The organism is Parasynechococcus sp. (genome assembly GCF_042954325.1).
In the GTDB taxonomy this organism is placed as follows: Bacteria; Cyanobacteriota; Cyanobacteriia; order PCC-6307; family Cyanobiaceae; genus Parasynechococcus.
The window spans coordinates 18456-35732 of record NZ_JBGKDS010000021.1; the positions used below are offsets into that span (position 1 = coordinate 18456).

15 protein-coding genes are annotated in these 17277 nt (G+C 61.4%); 10 read left to right on the forward strand and 5 right to left on the reverse strand.

The window, feature by feature from the left end; genetic code table 11:
* Positions 1–34: 34 nt before the first annotated feature.
* Entirely contained in the window at positions 35–499 is a 465-nt protein-coding gene (cynS, locus tag ACGVKB_RS03515; protein ID WP_392349896.1) for a cyanase, read from the reverse strand.
* A gap of 210 nt (positions 500–709) precedes the next feature.
* Here cynS and ACGVKB_RS03520 point away from each other — a divergent pair, with 210 nt between their 5' ends.
* Both ACGVKB_RS03520 and ACGVKB_RS03525 read left to right on the forward strand, forming a co-directional pair.
* Positions 710–880 carry a cyanate hydratase gene (locus tag ACGVKB_RS03520; protein ID WP_392349897.1) on the forward strand — a complete coding sequence of 57 codons (171 nt, stop codon included), beginning with the start codon at positions 710–712 and terminating at the stop codon, positions 878–880.
* 73 nt (positions 881–953) lie between these two features.
* Entirely contained in the window at positions 954–2024 is a 1071-nt protein-coding gene (locus ACGVKB_RS03525; RefSeq protein WP_392349898.1) for an anthranilate phosphoribosyltransferase family protein, read from the forward strand.
* Here the strand turns inward: ACGVKB_RS03525 and ACGVKB_RS03530 are convergent.
* Positions 1985–2452 carry a GNAT family N-acetyltransferase gene (locus tag ACGVKB_RS03530; RefSeq protein ID WP_392349899.1) on the reverse strand — a complete coding sequence of 156 codons (468 nt, stop codon included), beginning with the start codon at positions 2450–2452 and terminating at the stop codon, positions 1985–1987. The two genes, ACGVKB_RS03525 and ACGVKB_RS03530, sit on opposite strands and share 40 nt — an antisense overlap.
* A 46-nt stretch (positions 2453–2498) precedes the next feature.
* On the opposite strand from ACGVKB_RS03530, the gene ACGVKB_RS03535 reads away from it, so the two are divergent.
* The 4 genes from ACGVKB_RS03535 (at position 2499) to ACGVKB_RS03550 (ending at position 7777) form a co-directional block, all read left to right on the forward strand.
* Positions 2499–3749 (forward strand): MFS transporter, encoded by a 1251-nt coding sequence (locus ACGVKB_RS03535; RefSeq protein ID WP_392349900.1) that lies wholly within the window; start codon positions 2499–2501, stop codon positions 3747–3749.
* Positions 3750–3792: 43 nt separating this feature from the next.
* The gene (gene ppk1 / locus ACGVKB_RS03540; protein WP_392349901.1) at positions 3793–5934 is read left to right on the forward strand and encodes a polyphosphate kinase 1; all 2142 of its coding nucleotides are present in this window, start codon (positions 3793–3795) and stop codon (positions 5932–5934) included.
* A gap of 198 nt (positions 5935–6132) precedes the next feature.
* Positions 6133–7119 carry an RpoD/SigA family RNA polymerase sigma factor gene (locus tag ACGVKB_RS03545; protein WP_392349902.1) on the forward strand — a complete coding sequence of 329 codons (987 nt, stop codon included), beginning with the start codon at positions 6133–6135 and terminating at the stop codon, positions 7117–7119.
* Between the two features lie 7 nt (positions 7120–7126).
* Positions 7127–7777, forward strand: coding sequence for a diacylglycerol/polyprenol kinase family protein (locus ACGVKB_RS03550; RefSeq protein WP_392349903.1), 651 nt, complete (start codon positions 7127–7129; stop codon positions 7775–7777).
* On the opposite strand, the gene ACGVKB_RS03555 is transcribed toward ACGVKB_RS03550, so the two are convergent.
* Positions 7774–8838: a 3-deoxy-7-phosphoheptulonate synthase gene (locus tag ACGVKB_RS03555; RefSeq protein WP_392349904.1), complete on the reverse strand. Its 1065-nt coding sequence runs from the start codon at positions 8836–8838 to the stop codon at positions 7774–7776. The genes ACGVKB_RS03550 and ACGVKB_RS03555 overlap by 4 nt on opposite strands.
* A gap of 108 nt (positions 8839–8946) precedes the next feature.
* Here ACGVKB_RS03555 and acnB point away from each other — a divergent pair, with 108 nt between their 5' ends.
* The 3 genes from acnB to ACGVKB_RS03570 are packed head-to-tail and all read left to right on the forward strand — an operon-like array spanning position 8947 to position 14589.
* Positions 8947–11529 (forward strand): bifunctional aconitate hydratase 2/2-methylisocitrate dehydratase, encoded by a 2583-nt coding sequence (gene acnB / locus ACGVKB_RS03560; protein ID WP_392349905.1) that lies wholly within the window; start codon positions 8947–8949, stop codon positions 11527–11529.
* A gap of 7 nt (positions 11530–11536) precedes the next feature.
* Positions 11537–12961, forward strand: coding sequence for a ClC family H(+)/Cl(-) exchange transporter (locus ACGVKB_RS03565; RefSeq protein ID WP_392349906.1), 1425 nt, complete (start codon positions 11537–11539; stop codon positions 12959–12961).
* Positions 12962–13017: 56 nt separating this feature from the next.
* Positions 13018–14589, forward strand: coding sequence for a B12-binding domain-containing radical SAM protein (locus ACGVKB_RS03570; RefSeq protein ID WP_392349907.1), 1572 nt, complete (start codon positions 13018–13020; stop codon positions 14587–14589).
* Here ACGVKB_RS03570 and ACGVKB_RS03575 read toward each other — a convergent pair.
* Positions 14522–15820: an O-antigen ligase family protein gene (locus tag ACGVKB_RS03575; RefSeq protein ID WP_392349908.1), complete on the reverse strand. Its 1299-nt coding sequence runs from the start codon at positions 15818–15820 to the stop codon at positions 14522–14524. The genes ACGVKB_RS03570 and ACGVKB_RS03575 overlap by 68 nt on opposite strands.
* Positions 15821–15831: 11 nt before the next feature.
* Positions 15832–16686: a formyltetrahydrofolate deformylase gene (purU, locus tag ACGVKB_RS03580; RefSeq protein WP_392349909.1), complete on the reverse strand. Its 855-nt coding sequence runs from the start codon at positions 16684–16686 to the stop codon at positions 15832–15834.
* A gap of 74 nt (positions 16687–16760) precedes the next feature.
* On the opposite strand from purU, the gene psbQ reads away from it, so the two are divergent.
* Positions 16761–17204, forward strand: coding sequence for a photosystem II protein PsbQ (gene psbQ, locus ACGVKB_RS03585; protein WP_392349910.1), 444 nt, complete (start codon positions 16761–16763; stop codon positions 17202–17204).
* Positions 17205–17277: the final 73 nt, after the last annotated feature.

The window sequence follows — 17277 nt, forward strand, 5'->3', positions numbered from 1 at the left end:
GAACAATCTGCGTGGGTGAATCAGACCGATTCCATCACCACTTTTTGTAGGGAAGGAATTTGCCACACATGGTGATCTTGACCCGATCACCCTTGGGATCCTCAACCTTATCGACGTCCAAAGTGAAGTCGATGGCACTCATGATGCCATCGCCAAACTTCTCCTGGATGACATCCTTGAGAGGCATGCCATAAACCTGCATGATCTCGTAGAAGCGGTAGATCAGTGGATCAGTAGGGATCACAGGATCGAGGCTGCCTTTTGTGGGGTAATCCTGAAGAGCAGCGGTGATTGCAGGATCGAGAGACAACAATTCTGCCAGCTTTTCGGCTTCCTCCTTCGAGGCTGTGGCTTGCCCGTAGAACAACGAGGCAATCCACACCTCATCGAGGCCCATGGCCGCCTCAAGATCAGCAAAGCTGAGTCCTTTCGCTTTCTTTGCTGCCATCAAAGAGGCCGTCACAGTCTCCTGGGAAGGAGCCGCGAGAGACGGGGTCATTGTTGAAACAGTCATGATGATTACTGACAGGAACGCACTGCTTTAATGCAGCATTCCGAAGTTGGAACGTCTTAGCAGTGGGATGACTGTTGCTGGATATGGGGCCCAAAAAAGCAGCCACTGCTACCAAACATCAAACCGATTCCGCATCAATTAACACAGCTCTTCATCACCCGAACTGCTGAAGTATCGATAGTGAAACTTGCAGTGATGAGTCAGTTTTTCCAATCCATCACAAGCCTCCTCGCCAGCCAGCGCATCGGCAGCAGCAACACCACCAGCCTTGTCCTCGAGAGGCTCTACTACGCCGACGGTCGCCATCACCCCGAGCATCCACGCCACGGCAGCTTCGAAGGGCTCAGCAACCTGATCGCCGGCTGAGCCGGTTGGTAGCAAATGCAACACCTTGAGGGCACTTCGCTGCTGAACACTCAGTTCATGCAGGAGCTGCCCTTTGACGAATTCTCAAACGTCCGGGAAAGAACGCTTCAAGGCCCACCTCCGCAAAGTCGGCAGTGGTGAACACACCAGCAAGGGAATGAGTCGGGAGGAAGCTGCCGACGCACTCCAGTTGATCCTCGATCAAGACGCCACACCCGCACAAATCGGCGCTTTTCTGATCGCACACCGCATCCGTCGGCCTGAACCCCAGGAGTTGACGGGAATGCTGGACACCTACCGAGACCGCGGTCCTGTCCTCCGCTCCACACCAGGAGCACATCCCCCCGTCTGTTTCGGGATGCCCTTCGACGGGCGGACCCGCACGGCTCCGATTTATCCCATCACCACCCTGGTTCTGCTGGCTTGCGCGCAGCCAGTGGTTCTCCAGGGTGGCGATCGCATGCCGATCAAATACGGAACAACCGCCATTGATCTGTTCGAGGCCCTCAACCTCCAGCTCCGTGGCTTAAGCCTGAACCAGGTGCAGGAGGGATTCGACCATCTCGGCTTTGCCCTCATCCATCAACCCGATCACTTTCCCCTGGCAGAAAGCCTGATCAGCTATCGCGAAGAACTCGGAAAACGTCCCCCCGTCGCCAGCCTGGAGTTGATGTGGACCGCCCACGAAGGCGAGCATCTTCTGGTGAGTGGGTTCGTTCACCCACCGACGGAAAGCCGTGCCTGGGAAGCCCTTCGACTGGCAGGGGAAACCAATCTGATCACCGTGAAAGGTCTGGAAGGAGGAACGGATCTTCCGATCGGACGAGCCTGCATCACGGCCAAAGTGTCCGGAAGCAAGGCCGAACGGCTGATCCTTCATCCCCGGGACCATGGTTGCCACGAAGCGGATGTGGAATGGGTCGATGAAGCCACCTGGAGCCAACAGGCTGTTGCGGCCCTCAACAACACCGGCCCGCTGCTGAAAGCAGCGGTGTGGAATGCCGGTGCCTATCTCTGGTTCTGCGGTCAGGCTCCCACCCTCGAGGAAGGCCTGCGTCGAGCCAGCGATGCCCTCAGCAACGGTGCAGCCCTGCGGGCTCTCCATCAACTGCAGGACTGGCGCAACGGCTTGACCATGGAATAACGCTCGAAAGGAATGCCTCCAATCGCAATCGTTTCCGGTGCCACAAGCCGCCAACCCCTGCGCTGCAGCAACGGACGGCTGAGCTGACTGGCTTCGGTCCGGAGGCTGGCGATGCCCTGGGCTCGCGCATCGGCCTCGATCTGATCCAAGAGGGCCCGCGCGTGCCCCTGACGCGCGGCGCGACCCCGGCAATAGAGCAAGGCCAGACGATCCTCGGGGTAGCGAATGGCAAAGGCCTCATCCACCCCGCTGATCCAGCCAACCCCCTCGGCCAGCGTCCGATCGAGCACGCCGGGCAACCAAGCCAAAGCGGCCCAGGCCTGCACCTGATCCCTCGTGTAAAGAGCAGGCGCCTGGGTTTCGATCGCATCGGCATAGATCTCCCTCAGCAAACCGTGATCAGCCGGAAACACCAGACGCAGAGCCATCGACGGAGGCTATGGGAGTGTGAGTTTCCTTCAACAGACGGGAGCTTTGCAGCGCCTCCGGATACCGACCCTGCTGAGCGCCTTTCTCACGCTGCTCAACGACCGCCTCAGCGAAAGCATCTTTCTGCCGCTCTTGCCCTATCTGCTGGCGCAGTTCACCAGCAGCGGCAGCACCCTTGGACTTCTGTCAGGAACCTATGCGTTGTCTCAGTTCTTGGTGGCGCCACTGATCGGGGCCCTCAGTGATCGTTTCGGACGCAAACCGGTAATCACCATCTGCGTGGGGGGCTCCGTGCTGGGCATGGGCCTGTTCGCGATCACCCTGTCGCTGCCCTGGCAGCAGATCTGGCCCTCGGCATCGGCCGCCGGCCTGCCGTTGGCCCTGCTGTTCGCCGCCCGCATCATCGATGGCATCAGCGGTGGCACCGCCCCCACGGCCACGGCCGTGCTGGCGGACATCACCCCACCCGAAAACAGAGCCAAAGCCTTTGGACTCATTGGTGTCGCCTTCGGCTTGGGCTTTGCCCTGGGTCCAGGCCTCGGTGGTGTGCTCGGAGAAATGAATCGCATCCTCCCCGCGTGGGGAGCGACCGGCTTCGCGATGGTGAACCTGCTGATGGTGAGCGTCTTCCTCCCGGAAACGCATCCCGTGGAGGCACGCCAACCGCTTCCGCGCAAACGCGCCCTCAACCCGGTCTCGCTGCTTCAGCGGGTCTTCGCCTATCCGGACGTGCGACGTCTGGCCCTGGCGTTCTTCGGCTTCTTCCTGGCATTCAACGGCTTCACCGCCATTCTCGTGCTGTATCTGAAAAGCGCCTTCGCGTGGACCGAAGGGATGGCTGGTGCAGCCTTCGCCCTTGTTGGTGTGATCGCGATGGTGGTTCAAGGGGGACTGATCGGTCCCCTGGTCAAACGATTCGGCGAGCTGCGTCTCACCTTGACCGGCCTTGGGCTGCTCACGGTGGGCTGCCTCTTGGTGCCGTTGGCCACGAAGGAGACATCGATGCCCGTCATCTACAGCGCGGTGTCTCTCTTGGCGTTCGGCACGGGTCTGGTGACTCCATGCCTGCGGGCCCTGGTGTCCCGACGACTCACGCGGGATGGCCAAGGAGCCGCCCTCGGCGGATTGCAGGGGCTGCAGAGCCTCGGCAGCTTTCTCGGAGCCGCCGCCGCCGGCTTCAGCTACGACCGACTGGGTCAGACCAGTCCGTTCTGGATCGGTGCAATCGTGCTGCTGGGGGTTGGCCTTCTGATCGCAGGAAGTCCACGGCAAAACGACATGGTTCCCCAGAACTGATTGCTACCTTTCAAACAGCGATGTGGACATAAAACGTTCATCCATGTGTTCTGCTGCCCTCACACCGGATCAATACATCAACAGGGAGCTGAGTTGGCTGGCGTTTAACCAACGCGTCCTGGCTCAGGCCCTGGATGAACGCACACCACTGTTGGATCAGGCCAAATTCAGCGCGATTTTCAGCAATAACCTCGACGAATTCTTCATGGTCCGTGTGGCCTCCCTGAAATCTCAGGTTGAAGCCGGCGTGGCGACCCAAAGCGAAGACGGCAAGACACCACTCGAACAGCTGCTGACCATCCGCGAGAAGCTGATTCCGCTTCTGCAGCAACAACAAGATCATTACCGCCGACAGATCAAAAACGGATTACGCGAGCACAACGTTCAACTGCTCGACTACAAGCAGCTCAACAAAGCCCAACGGGATTGGGTACGGAGTTATTTCCAAACGTCCGTCTTTCCGGTCCTGACACCCCTCGCCGTTGACCCCGCCCATCCCTTTCCGTTCGTCAGCAACCTGAGCCTGAATGTGGCGGCGGTGATTCGCGATCCAGAAACAGGTCAGCAACAGTTTGCTCGGGTGAAAGTCCCCCAGAAGAATCTCCCACGCTTCGTCTCGATCCCCCCCAAGCTCAGCGGGAGCCGACAGAAGCCAATCCATACGGCAATCCCACAGGAACAAGTGATCGCCTTCAACCTGGAAATGCTGTTTCCCGGGATGAGTGTTGAAGGCCACTATTTCTTCCGCGTCACCCGCGATGCCGACCTCGAACTGAGAGACCTCGAAGCCGATGACCTGATGCTGGCCCTGGAACAGGGACTGCGAAAACGACGCATTGGTGGAGAGGTGGTTCGCCTGGAAGTTCCCAATGAGATGCCCAAGGACGTGATCGAACTCCTGAAATCGGGCTTGGCGATTGAACAGGATGATGTTTATGTGATTGACGGACCACTTGGCCTGGACGATCTCTTTGGCCTGACAAGCCTTCCTCTAGCAAAGCTGAAAAGCAAGTCCCACTCTGGACAAACACCAGCTGTGATGGCGAGATCGCAGCAACACCTGATCGAAGCAGGATCGATCAAAGCAGAGGAATTTGAAAGCATTTTCTCGGTGATTCGCCGAGGAGACATCTTGCTTCACCATCCCTACGACCTCTTCTCGACCACCGTCGAAGAATTCATCAATCAGGCCGCCGATGACCCCTTGGTCGCGGGGATCAAGATGACGCTCTATCGAACATCGAAGGACTCACCCATTATTGCCGCGCTGATCCGCGCCGCGGAAAATGGAAAACAAGTCATGGCCCTTGTAGAACTTAAAGCGCGCTTTGACGAAGACAACAACATTCAGTGGGCCAAGCAACTGGAGCGCTCAGGGGTGCACGTTGTCTATGGAGTTTTAGGCTTAAAAACCCATACAAAAATTGTTCTCGTCGTACGCAAAGAAGCCGAAAAACTGAGAAGCTACGTCCACATCGGCACAGGCAATTACAACTCCAAAACATCCAAGCTCTATACCGATCTTGGGTTGCTGTCCGCACGCCCAGAACTGGGTCAGGACCTGGTTGAACTGTTCAACTACCTCACAGGATTTTCCAAACAACAAAGCTTCCGACGCCTGCTGGTCGCGCCTGTGACCCTGCGCAAGGGCATGGAAAACCTGATCCGTCGAGAGATCGACCACGCGCACGCCGGCAAGCCCGGCCGGATCAGAGCCAAGATGAACTCACTGGTGGACCCGGGCATCATTGCCCTGCTCTACGAAGCGTCGCAGGCAGGGGTGCAGATCGAACTGATCATCAGGGGCATGTGCAGCCTGATTCCAGGAAAAAAAGGACTCAGCGAATCCATCACCGTCATCAGCATCATCGGGCAATTCTTGGAACACTCAAGAATTTTCTGGTTTGAGAATGGCGGATCCCCCGAAGTCTTTATCGGCAGCGCCGACTGGATGACCCGCAATCTCGATCGTCGCGTTGAAGCCGTCACGCCAGTTGAAGATCACCCACTTCGCGAGAAACTCGAACGCCTGCTCGATCTCTATTTCAGCGACAACCGCGGGTCCTGGACGATGCAGAGCAATGGACAGTTCACGGCGCGGCAAGCCAAGGACAACGAACCAACCCGCAATTCCCAGACCGAGCTGATCACCCAGTGGAGCCAGGGCCTCCCGCCGATGAGCTAAAGGCATACCCGGCAACTCCTGACTGTGACTACGGATACAAGTCGGCGGCAATTTTCTTCACGTTTTTGTTATCAACCGAACAGAAAAGGAGGGCCGAAATAGTGATTTACAAGAAGCTGAATACTTTTGGTTTTTCGCCTGTTCTTGTTGGGAGTCAGTGCTAATTTCGATGCAAATCTAATTCAGGAGACCAGGGTGATGGGGATCCCTCTGGAACCTTCCGTTTCGGCTGCAAAGCCAGAGCGGAAGCAACCTGCGCTGCCGAAAGGTGGCCGCCGTTCATCAACGCGCCAGACCGGACGTCTGGCCACCGATTCGATTGGCTTTTATCTGAGCTCCATCGGTCGCGTTCCTCTGCTCACCGCAGCCGAGGAAATCGAACTGGCGCACCACGTCCAGGAGATGAAGCAGCTCAAGGAGCTTCCAGAAGACGAGCGGACTCCACGCCAGCGTCACAAGATCCGGATGGGACAGCGCGCCCGCGACCGGATGATGGCTGCCAATCTGCGCTTGGTCGTCAGCGTGGCCAAGAAGTATCAGAACCAAGGCCTGGAGCTGCTGGACCTGGTACAAGAGGGCGCGATCGGTCTGGAACGTGCCGTCGACAAATTTGACCCAGCCATGGGATACAAATTTTCGACCTATGCCTACTGGTGGATTCGCCAGGGAATGACGCGCGCCATCGATAACAGTGCGCGGACCATCCGGCTGCCGATCCACATCAGCGAAAAGCTGTCCAAGATGCGCCGCATCACCCGGGAACTCTCCCATCGCTTTGGACGGCAACCCAATCGACTCGAGCTGGCCCATGCCATGGGCATCGAACCGCGGGAGCTCGAAGACCTGATCTCTCAGAGCGCGCCCTGTGCCTCACTGGACGCCCATGCCCGCGGCGAAGAAGACCGCAGCACCCTGGGTGAACTGATTCCCGATCCCAACGGTGCAGAGCCGATGGAAGGGATGGACCGCAGCATCCAGAAGGAGCATCTCGGTGGCTGGCTCTCACAGCTCAACGAGCGCGAGCAGAAGATCCTCCGACTTCGCTTTGGTCTCAACGGCGAAGAGCCAATGACGCTGGCGGAGATCGGCCGACAGATCAATGTCTCCCGGGAACGGGTCCGTCAACTGGAATCCAAGGCGATTCTGAAGCTCCGGATGATGACCAATCATCAGCAAGCCGCCTGATGGGGTTTTGACCGTCCTGCTCGGCCCAGCTGTGATCGCGCTCTGGCTTCTGGTGATCCTGCTCAGTGCAGTCGCCTGCCGGAGCCAATGGCCGGGCCAACGGGAACTGAGTCGCAAGATCGTTCACATCGGCACCGGTGCCGTTCTTCCGATGGCCTGGTGGTTCGCCATCCCGAAACCGATGGCGCTTGGGGTGGCCGGCACCGTCACCGTTTTGATTGCGCTGAATCACCGCTGGCGTTGGTTCGCAGCGATGGAAGACGTCGACAGAACCAGTGTTGGAACCATTGCCTACGCGGCCGCGATCACGGTTCTGCTGGCTCTGTTCTGGCCCCAGCGTCCCGACGCCGTCTGTGCAGCCGTCCTGGTGATGGCCCTTGGTGACGGCCTGGCGGGACTGATCGGACGCGGACTGACCTCTCCGCAATGGACCGTGGGCGGCCAACGGAAGTCGCTTGCCGGAACCCTGACCATGGCCGTTGTGTCCTTGACGGTGCTGGTCGGTGTCGGCTGGCTGGGAAACGGTGTACCGAGTCCCCTAACCCTCACCCTGATGACCTCCAGCGCCGTGCTGCTGGAACAATTCAGCGCAGGGGGCGTCGACAACCTGACGGTGCCGATCAGCGTCGGACTGCTCTGGCAGCAGTTCGTTCGTTAAGCCGACACCACCGCACGGGCAGCGACAGCATCCGCCAGGCGGACCAGCAGCTCTTCGGTGGTTTCGAGACTGATGCAGGCATCCGTGATGCTCTGGCCATAGGTGAGCTGGGAGAGATCCGAGCTGAGCTTTTGGTTGCCTTCAACCAAATGGCTCTCGATCATCACGCCCATGACATGCCGTGACCCGGCCTTCATCTGATCCGCAACCGCGGACAGCACCTCCCCTTGCCGGCGGAAATCCTTGTTGGAATTGGCGTGACTGCAATCCACCATCAAGCGGTCCTTGAGACCCGCCTCAGCCAGTTCAGCCGCAGCCCCTTCAACCGCTTCAAGGTGATAGTTGCTGCCGCGATTTCCGCCTCGGAGCACAAGGTGACCATCGGGATTGCCCGTGGTGCTCACAATCGAGGCCTGACCATCAGCATTGATCCCCAAGAAATGATGGGGTTTGGAGGCGGCCTGCATGGCATTGATCGCAATCGTGGCGCTGCCATCGGTGCTGTTCTTGTACCCGATCGGCATCGACAGCCCAGACGCCATCTCCCGATGGGTCTGACTTTCAGTGGTGCGGGCGCCGATCGCCGTCCAACTAATCAAATCGGCGATGTACTGAGGGACCACAGGATCCAACAGCTCCGTTGCAGCCGGCATGCCCATGCCGGCCAGCTCCAGCAGAAGACCCCGGGCCCGACGCAAACCGGTATTGATGTCATAGGACCCATCGAGATGAGGGTCATTGATCAGACCCTTCCAACCCACCGTCGTGCGTGGTTTCTCGAAGTACACACGCATCACCACTTCCAACTGACCCTTCAGCCGTTCGCGAATGGGCGCGAGTCGTTGGGCGTAGTCCCGGGCAGCTTTGACATCGTGCACCGAACAGGGACCCACGACCACGAGCATCCGATCGTCATCACCGCGCAGGATGGCCTGAATGCGCCGACGGGCCGATGCAACGGTTTCAGTGGCCGCCGCATCAATCGTCAATTCACGGTGAAGCAGAGCCGGAGCGACCAGCGGCCGGGTTTCCACCACATGAAGATCAGATGTGGTGGTCATGGCCCCTGAACCCGAATCCGACCAAGGCTACGCAACTCTGAACAGCGCGGCTGATCGGTCTCCATGAAGAATGGTGCGGAGACCACGTCGCCCTGAGGTTGAATCCGCATGCTGAGCGCCTATCGCAAGCTGGCCGCTGAACGGGAAGCCCAGGGCGTTCCCGCTCTGCCCCTGAATGCCGAACAGACCAAGGGGCTCACTGAGCAGTTGCAGAACCCGCCAGCGGGCGAAGACGAGACCCTGCTGCACCTGCTGAGCGAACGGATTCCTCCCGGTGTGGATGAAGCCGCGTACGTCAAAGCCGCCTGGTTGAGTGCCGTCGCCCAGGGCGAGGTCAGCTCACCCCTGGTGCCCCCCCTCGAGGCCACCCGGCTGCTGGGAACGATGGTCGGTGGCTACAACGTGGCCGCCCTGATCGAGCTGCTGAAGCACAGCGACGAGACCCTGGCCAGCTGCGCAGCGGACGGCCTCAGCCGCACGTTGCTGGTGTACGACGCCTTCAATGAGGTGATGGAGCTGGCCGGCAGCAACCGCTTCGCCAAACAGGTGGTCGACAGCTGGGCTGCTGCGGAGTGGTTCACCTCCAAACCGGACCTGGCTGAAGAGATCACCGTCACGGTGTTCAAGGTGGAAGGCGAAACCAACACCGACGACCTGTCCCCGGCAACCCACGCCACCACGCGGCCGGACATCCCCCTGCACGCCCTGGCGATGCTGGAGACCCGCGACCCCGATGGCCTGACAACCATCGCCAAGCTGAAGCAGAACGGGCACCCCGTGGCCTACGTGGGTGACGTGGTGGGCACCGGCAGCTCCCGAAAGAGCGCGATCAACTCCGTGCTGTGGCACACCGGCGACGACATTCCCCACGTGCCCAACAAGCGGGCCGGCGGCGTGATCCTCGGCGGCAAGATCGCGCCGATCTTTTTCAACACCGCCGAAGACTCCGGCGCCCTGCCGATCGAATGCGACGTCACCGACCTCAAGACCGGTGATGTGATCACGATCCGCCCCCATGCCGGAACCATCGAACGCGATGGTGCTGTGGTGAGCCGCTTCGAGCTGAAGCCCAGCACGATCAGCGATGAAGTGCGGGCCGGCGGCCGCATCCCGCTGATGATCGGTCGCGCACTCACCGACAAGGTGCGGACGCAGCTCGGCCTGCCCGCCTCCGACCTGTTCATCCGTCCCAGTGCCCCGGCGGACACCGGCAAGGGCTTCACCCTGGCTCAGAAGATGGTCGGCAAGGCCTGCGGTCTCCCCGGCGTTCGACCCGGCACCAGCTGTGAGCCGTTGATGACCACCGTCGGCAGCCAGGACACCACCGGCCCGATGACCCGAGACGAGATGAAGGAACTGGCCTGTCTGGGCTTCTCCTCCGACCTGGTGATGCAGAGCTTCTGCCACACCGCCGCCTATCCCAAACCCGTTGACCTCCAGACCCAGAAGGATCTGCCCGACTTCTTCGCCCAGCGCGGCGGTGTCGCCCTGCGACCCGGCGACGGCATCATCCACAGCTGGCTGAACCGGATGCTGCTCCCCGACACGGTGGGCACCGGCGGAGACAGCCACACCCGTTTCCCCCTCGGGATTTCCTTCCCGGCCGGCTCCGGCCTGGTGGCCTTCGCCGCGGCCATCGGCGCCATGCCATTGGACATGCCGGAATCGGTGCTGGTGCGTTTCAGCGGTTCACTTCAACCCGGCGTCACCCTGCGCGACGTGGTGAATGCCATCCCCTGGGTGGCGATTCAACGGGGCCTGCTCACGGTGGAGAAGTCCAACAAGTTGAACGTCTTCAACGGCCGGATCATGGAGATCGAAGGTCTGCCGGATCTGAAGCTGGAGCAGGCCTTCGAGCTCACCGATGCCACCGCGGAACGCTCCTGCGCCGGCTGCACGATCAAGCTGTCGGAAGAGACCGTCAGTGAATACCTGCGGAGCAACGTGGCTCTGCTCAAAAACATGATTGCGCGGGGCTACAGCGACGCCCGTACGCTCGGCCGCCGGATCAAAGCCATGGAGGAGTGGCTGGCCAATCCGCAGCTGCTCGGAGCGGATGCCGATGCCGAGTACGCGGAGATCATCGAAATCAACCTCGATGAGCTCACCGAACCGGTGCTGGCCTGCCCCAACGACCCGGACAACGTCAAGCTGCTGAGCGAGGTCGCCGGTGATGCGGTTCAGGAGGTGTTCATCGGCTCCTGCATGACCAACATCGGCCACTACCGAGCGGCCGCCAAGGTGCTCGAAGGCGCCGGCAGCAACAAGGCCCGTCTCTGGGTCTGCCCACCGACCCGCATGGACGAGGAAACCCTGAAGGCCGAGGGCTATTACGCCACCTTCGAAGCGGCTGGGTCGCGGATGGAAATGCCCGGATGCTCGCTCTGTATGGGCAATCAAGCCCGGGTGGACGACAACACCACGGTGTTCTCCACCAGCACCCGCAACTTCAACAACCGCCTCGGCAAAGGGGCTCAGGTCTATCTGGGCAGCGCCGAGCTCGCCGCGGTCTGCGCCCTCCTGGGACGAATCCCAACCGCAGAGGAGTACCGCACCATCGCCGCCGAGAAAATCGATCCTCTCTCCGACGAGCTCTATCGCTACCTGAACTTCGACCAGATCTCTGGTTTCGAAGATCAAGGGCGCGTGCTGAGCAACGACGAAGAAGCGGCCCTCCTCGCCGCATCCTGATCATCGGATGCCCGCTCTGAGCGAACCGAAAAAGCGCCGTCACCTGCTGGGGTCCAGCAACAGCATCCGCCGTTTGCTGGAACGCCGCTGGTTTGTGGTGGTGCTTGCACTCGCGTTCACAGGCCTGGGAGCAGCGATTGCAGGGCTGCTGTTCACCAGTGGGATCACCCTGCTGCGCGACTGGCGGCTCGATCTTCTCAATGAATTTCCAGCCTGGTTGGTGCTGCCCGCCCTCGGCGCGTTCGGGGGGATGTTGTCCGGCTGGCTCGTGGCCAACCTGGCACCGGCGGCAGGCGGCGCAGGCATCACGCACATCATGGGGTTCCTGCGCCACCGGTCTGTCCCCATGGGGCTGCAGGTCGGCCTGGTGAAACTCGTGGCCGGGATCATCGCCATCGGCAGTGGCTTCCCCCTGGGCCCTGAAGGACCGGCGGTGCAGATGGGTGGATCCGTGGCCTGGCAGATGTCGCGCTGGCTGAAGGCTCCGGTGGCCTTTCGCCGTGTGATCGTCGCCGCCGGTGGCGGCGCAGGGATCGCAGCGGTGTTCAGCGCACCGATCGGCGGCTTCATCTATGCCATCGAAGAGCTGTTGCATTCCGCCCGCCCCGTGGTGCTGCTGCTGGTGCTGATCACAGCCTTCTCCGCCGACACCTGGGCGGACGTCCTGGGTGGTGGTGGCCTCAGCAGCACCCTGGGCTTCCAGGTGGAACGCGCCTACACCCCCTTGGTGCGGTTCCTGCCGGTGGATCTGCTGTATCTGATCGCCCTGGGCGTGGTGATCGGCGTACTCGCGGAGTTCTACACCCGGTATGTGCTGACGATGCAGCGGATGGGCAACCGCTGGTTCGGAGATCACCTCGTGCTGCGGATGACCCTGAGCGGTCTGGTGCTGGGTTGCGTTTACGCCTTCCTGCCGGACACCTTTCACAACCCCACCGAACTGAAACACCTGATCGCTGGAGGACAGGCAGACATCACCTTGGCCCTGGCCAGTTTCGTGGTGCTGTTCTTCAGCACAGGACTCGCCGCCGGCTCCGGAGCACCGGGGGGTCTGTTCATGCCGATGCTCACCCTGGGCGGTGCCATCGGCCTGGCCTGCGGAAGCGGCGTGGAGGCACTCACTGGCCATGTCCCCACCACCTATGTGTTCGCGGGAATGGGGGCCTTCGTGGCCGGCTGCTCACGCACGCCGATCTCGGCGATGTTTCTCGCCTTTGCCCTCACCAAGGATCTGTTGATCCTCAAACCGATCCTGGTGGCCTGCCTCACCAGCTTTGTCGTCGCCCGCTGCTTCAACCACCACTCGATCTATGAGCGGCAGATGGGCATGGAACTCGACTCTGAAGGACGGATGCAGCAGCAACTGAACCGCCACCGCCGCCCCTTCGATGCCCCACCCCCACCGACAGGACCCACCGGAGGCTCCAGCTGAACCAAGAAACACTGCTGTTTGATCCGGCAACTCCGGACCCCAATGCCCTCAAAGCCGTGCTGGCCTTCCCCAGCACGTACTCGATCGGCATCACCAGCCTCGGCTATCAAATCGTGTGGGCCACCCTCGCCCAACGCAGTGATGTGGATGTGCGCCGGCTGTTCACCGATCAAGGGGATCCCCTGCCACGCCACTGCGATCTATTCGGACTGTCCCTGAGCTGGGAACTGGATGGACCGGTCCTGCCCGAGCTGCTGCAGAACCAACGCATTCCGATCTGGGCGGTGGAACGCGGCGACAACGATCCGATCGTGTTCGGCGGTGGACCGGTGCTCACCGCCAATCCCGAGCCACTGGCTCCGTTCTTCGATGCCGTGCTGCTGGGGGACGGCGAACTGCTGCTGCCGGCCTTCATCGATGCGCTGCAGGCCTGCCGCGACGCCCCGCGGCCTGAACGGCTGCGGCAACTGGCGCGGGTGCCTGGCGTCTACGTTCCGTCGCTGTACGCCCCGCGCTACGACGGCGACGGCAGCCTGCTGGCCGTGGAGCCCATCGAAAGTGGGGTGCCCGCTCTTGTTGAGAAACAGACCTGGCGCGGCAACACCCTCAGCCACTCCACCGTGGTGACGCCGGAGGCCGCCTGGCCGGACATCCACATGGTGGAGGTGGTGCGCAGCTGCCCAGAGCTCTGCCGCTTCTGCCTGGCCAGTTATCTCACCCTGCCCTTCCGCACACCGTCCCTGGACGACGGACTGATTCCGGCCGTGGAAAAGGGCCTGCAGGCCACCAAACGGTTGGGGCTGCTCGGGGCCTCGGTCACCCAACACCCGCAGTTCAGCGACCTGCTCCAGTGGCTAGATCACGACCGCTTCGAGGGCACTCGGGTGAGTGTGAGCTCCGTTCGTGCCGCCACCGTGACCCCTGAGCTCGGACGAATTCTGGCCAAACGGGGGAGCCGCTCGCTCACGATTGCAATCGAAAGCGGCAGCGAACGCATGCGCGATGTGGTCAACAAAAAGCTGACCACCGAAGCGATCCATGCCGCCGCCAGCCACGCCAAACAGGGCGGGCTCAAAGGGCTGAAGCTGTACGGCATGGTCGGCCTACCGACCGAAACCGATGACGACGTGGATGCGACCGCTCAGCTCCTGCTGACCTTGAAAAAGGGAACCCCTGGCCTGCGCTTCACCCTGGGGGTGAGCACCTTCGTGCCCAAAGCCCAGACCCCCTTCCAGTGGCAAGGGGTCAGACCGGAAGCGGACAAACGGCTGAAACGCCTGACCAAAGCACTCAAGCCAAAGGGCATTGAATTCCGGCCGGAAAGCTACGGGTGGAGTGTGATCCAGGCCTTGCTGTCACGCAGTGATCGCCGCCTCGCGCCGGTGATCGCCGCCGTGGGTGATCGACGTGAAAGCTTGGGGGGCTGGAAGACGACCTACCGGGCCGCCCTCAACGGCGAACTCGACTCCGCTCCAGGACCAGCGCTGCCACCACCACCACCCTGGGCCGAGGTGGTCGAAGAGGTCTGGGAGGCCTCACGGATCCTGCCTTGGACCCATCTCAGAGGTCCCCTGGCCCCGGAGAAGCTGAGGGAACACCACGACCAAGCCCTTGCGTTGGCGGGTTGAACGCAGCCTGCTCAACAGCGGCGGAGAGACCGGCCAGCAACACCCAACCCAAGATGTTCAGCCGGCTGTCAAAGAACGGCAGATCCGTGGTGTGCATGCCCACTAACACCAATGAGGCAGCCCACCAGGCCCGATCCACCGGATGGCGCTGCAGCAGTCCCCGCCGCAAGGACACAATCAACAGGACCAGCACGGTGCCGACCACCAAAACGGCCGCCGGCAAACCATGGTTCACCGCCAGCTCCAACGGGAGGTTGTGGGAATGGCCATGCCAATTGCGCTGGGCATGCAGGGAATACAGGACACTGAAGGCTGATGCCCCCCAGCCCAACCAGGGTCGGGCCGCAATCAGATCCAGAGCAAACGACCACTGCGCCAGCCGCGTCAGGCTGTTGGTGGTCTGACGCTCCAGCAAACGCTGCTGCACCACCTCAGGCAGGCGCGCCTGACACCACTGCTGAAGGGCCGCAGGCACACCCGGAAGAACGGCCAGCAGCAGGGGGAGGGCCAGCACCAGCAGCACCGGGAGCAGCCAGATCCAACGCCCCGGACCAATCACAACGGGCAGCGCCAACACCAAGGCAGCCATGGCATTGCGCGAACGGGTCATCAGGACCGCAGCCACCGTGGCAGCACTGAACAACAGAGCCAGGACCCGGTCACGCCGCGGCCTCTCGGAACGCAGCACAGCAGCCAGGGCAAACGGCCAGACCACCCCCAGCCAGGCACCGGCGACATTGGCGTAATCAAACAAGCCGGACAGCCGCCCATCGGGCTTCCCGCCGGCTTCCATGAACCAGATGATCCCGCCCCCCAGCAACTGCCAGGGTCCGGACCAACCCCAGTGCATCTGACCGAACCCGGTCACAAGCACTGGCACGGTGCCAGCCAACAGCAAAGTGGCGGCCCGTTGACGCCGTTCCGGTCGATCCAGAAAGCAGCGAAAGGCCCAGAACGCCCAGAACAGGGGCAGCCAGTTGGCCAGTCCTGCCCAGGCCAGAGCTGCATCCTCCGCGCCGAAGCAACCCACGATCATCAGGGCAGCGGCGACCAACAGAGGGCGTGTCCAGGGATCGCGCCAAATGGCCGCAACGCGATGGCGACTACCGGAGATACAGGTGATCAGCAGACAAAGACCCGCCAGCAGAGCGCTGGAAGGCAACAGAAACAAACCCAGCTGGAACGCCCGCCAACCGATCAATCGATCGCCCGTCACGGGAACACCGGTCACGCAAACACCGGTCACGCAAACACCGCCGTTCGACCGCGGTAGACCATCACCTGCCGGCGCAGATGCAGGCGCAGGGCTCTGGCCAAGGCCAGCCGTTCCGTATCCCGACCCCGGCGGATCAGATCCTCCACCTCGTCGCGATGGCTGACATGGGCAATGGTCTGCTCAATGATCGGACCGTCATCGAGATCTTCCGTGACGTAGTGGGCCGTGGCCCCGATCAATTTCACACCCCGCTCCCAAGCCCGGTGATAAGGCTGTGCACCTTTGAACGCGGGAAGAAACGAGTGATGGATGTTGATCACATCCGGGAAACGCTCGAGGAACGAACCGCTGAGCACCTGCATGTACTTGGCCAGCACCGCCAGTTCGATCTGATGTTCTTCCAGCAAAGCCAGCATCCGATCCTCGGCCGCTGACTTCGTGTCAGCGGTGACCGGAACATGGGCAAAGGCGACGCCGAAATCGCTGCACAACGGCTCAAGATCGCTGTGGTTGGAGACCACCAGTGGAACCTGCATCGGCAGCTCCCCACTGCGGGCACGCCAGAGCAAATCGAGCAGACAGTGGCTCTGCTTGCTCACAAAAATGGCGACACGCGGGAGCTCATCGGAAAAATGCAACTGCGCCTGCCCCTTCAGCCGTTCAGCGAGGGCAGCGGCGGCGGCGGGTAAGGCGGCCCGGGGAATGCCGAAACCAGCCAGATCCCATTCGATCCGACTCAAGAAGACACCGGCACCGGCATCGGTGTGATGGTCGGCATGACGGATGTTGCCGCCATTCGCGGCAACCCAGCCGGCGAGATCACTCACCAGACCCGAACGGTCCGGACAGATCAGTTGAAGGATGACCGTGGCAGCGCCCAACGTGAAGCCTGGAAAAGCAGATTCTCCCGTGCGAACAGAGCTGGTTAAAGTCGCTTGGAAATTTTTACCCCACCATGCTGAGCGTCCTGCGTCGCGTTGCCGCGTTGTGTCTCTGCATCACGCTCAGCTTTGGAGCTGCCGGTCTGATCAGTCCGGCATCAGTCCACGCTGCTGACGATGCTGCTGTCCTGCAGCGTCAGGCCAGCGCATTTGCCGACACCAAGGCGCGCCTGCCCGAACTGGCACGACTGGTCAGCGCAGGCGACTGGACCTTCACCCGCAACCTGATCCACGGCCCCATGCAGGAAGTGGGTCGCGAAATGCTCTACATCAACAAAAGCCTGGACAAAAAGGAGCGCAAGGAAGCCGACAAGCTGGCCAATGCGCTGAAAGACTCCCTGGCTGCCCTTGATGAAGCGGCCCGTCTTCAGGATGCCGGCAAGATGCAGAAGGCCTACAGCGCCGTGGCCGCCAGCTTCGATGCTTACTCCGACGTGATTCCTGAGGCTCTGAGCTGAGTCGATCCATTGCTGTCATCGGTGCTGGGGCTGTCGGCCTCGGCACCGCTTGGTTGTTGTCCGAACAAGGACA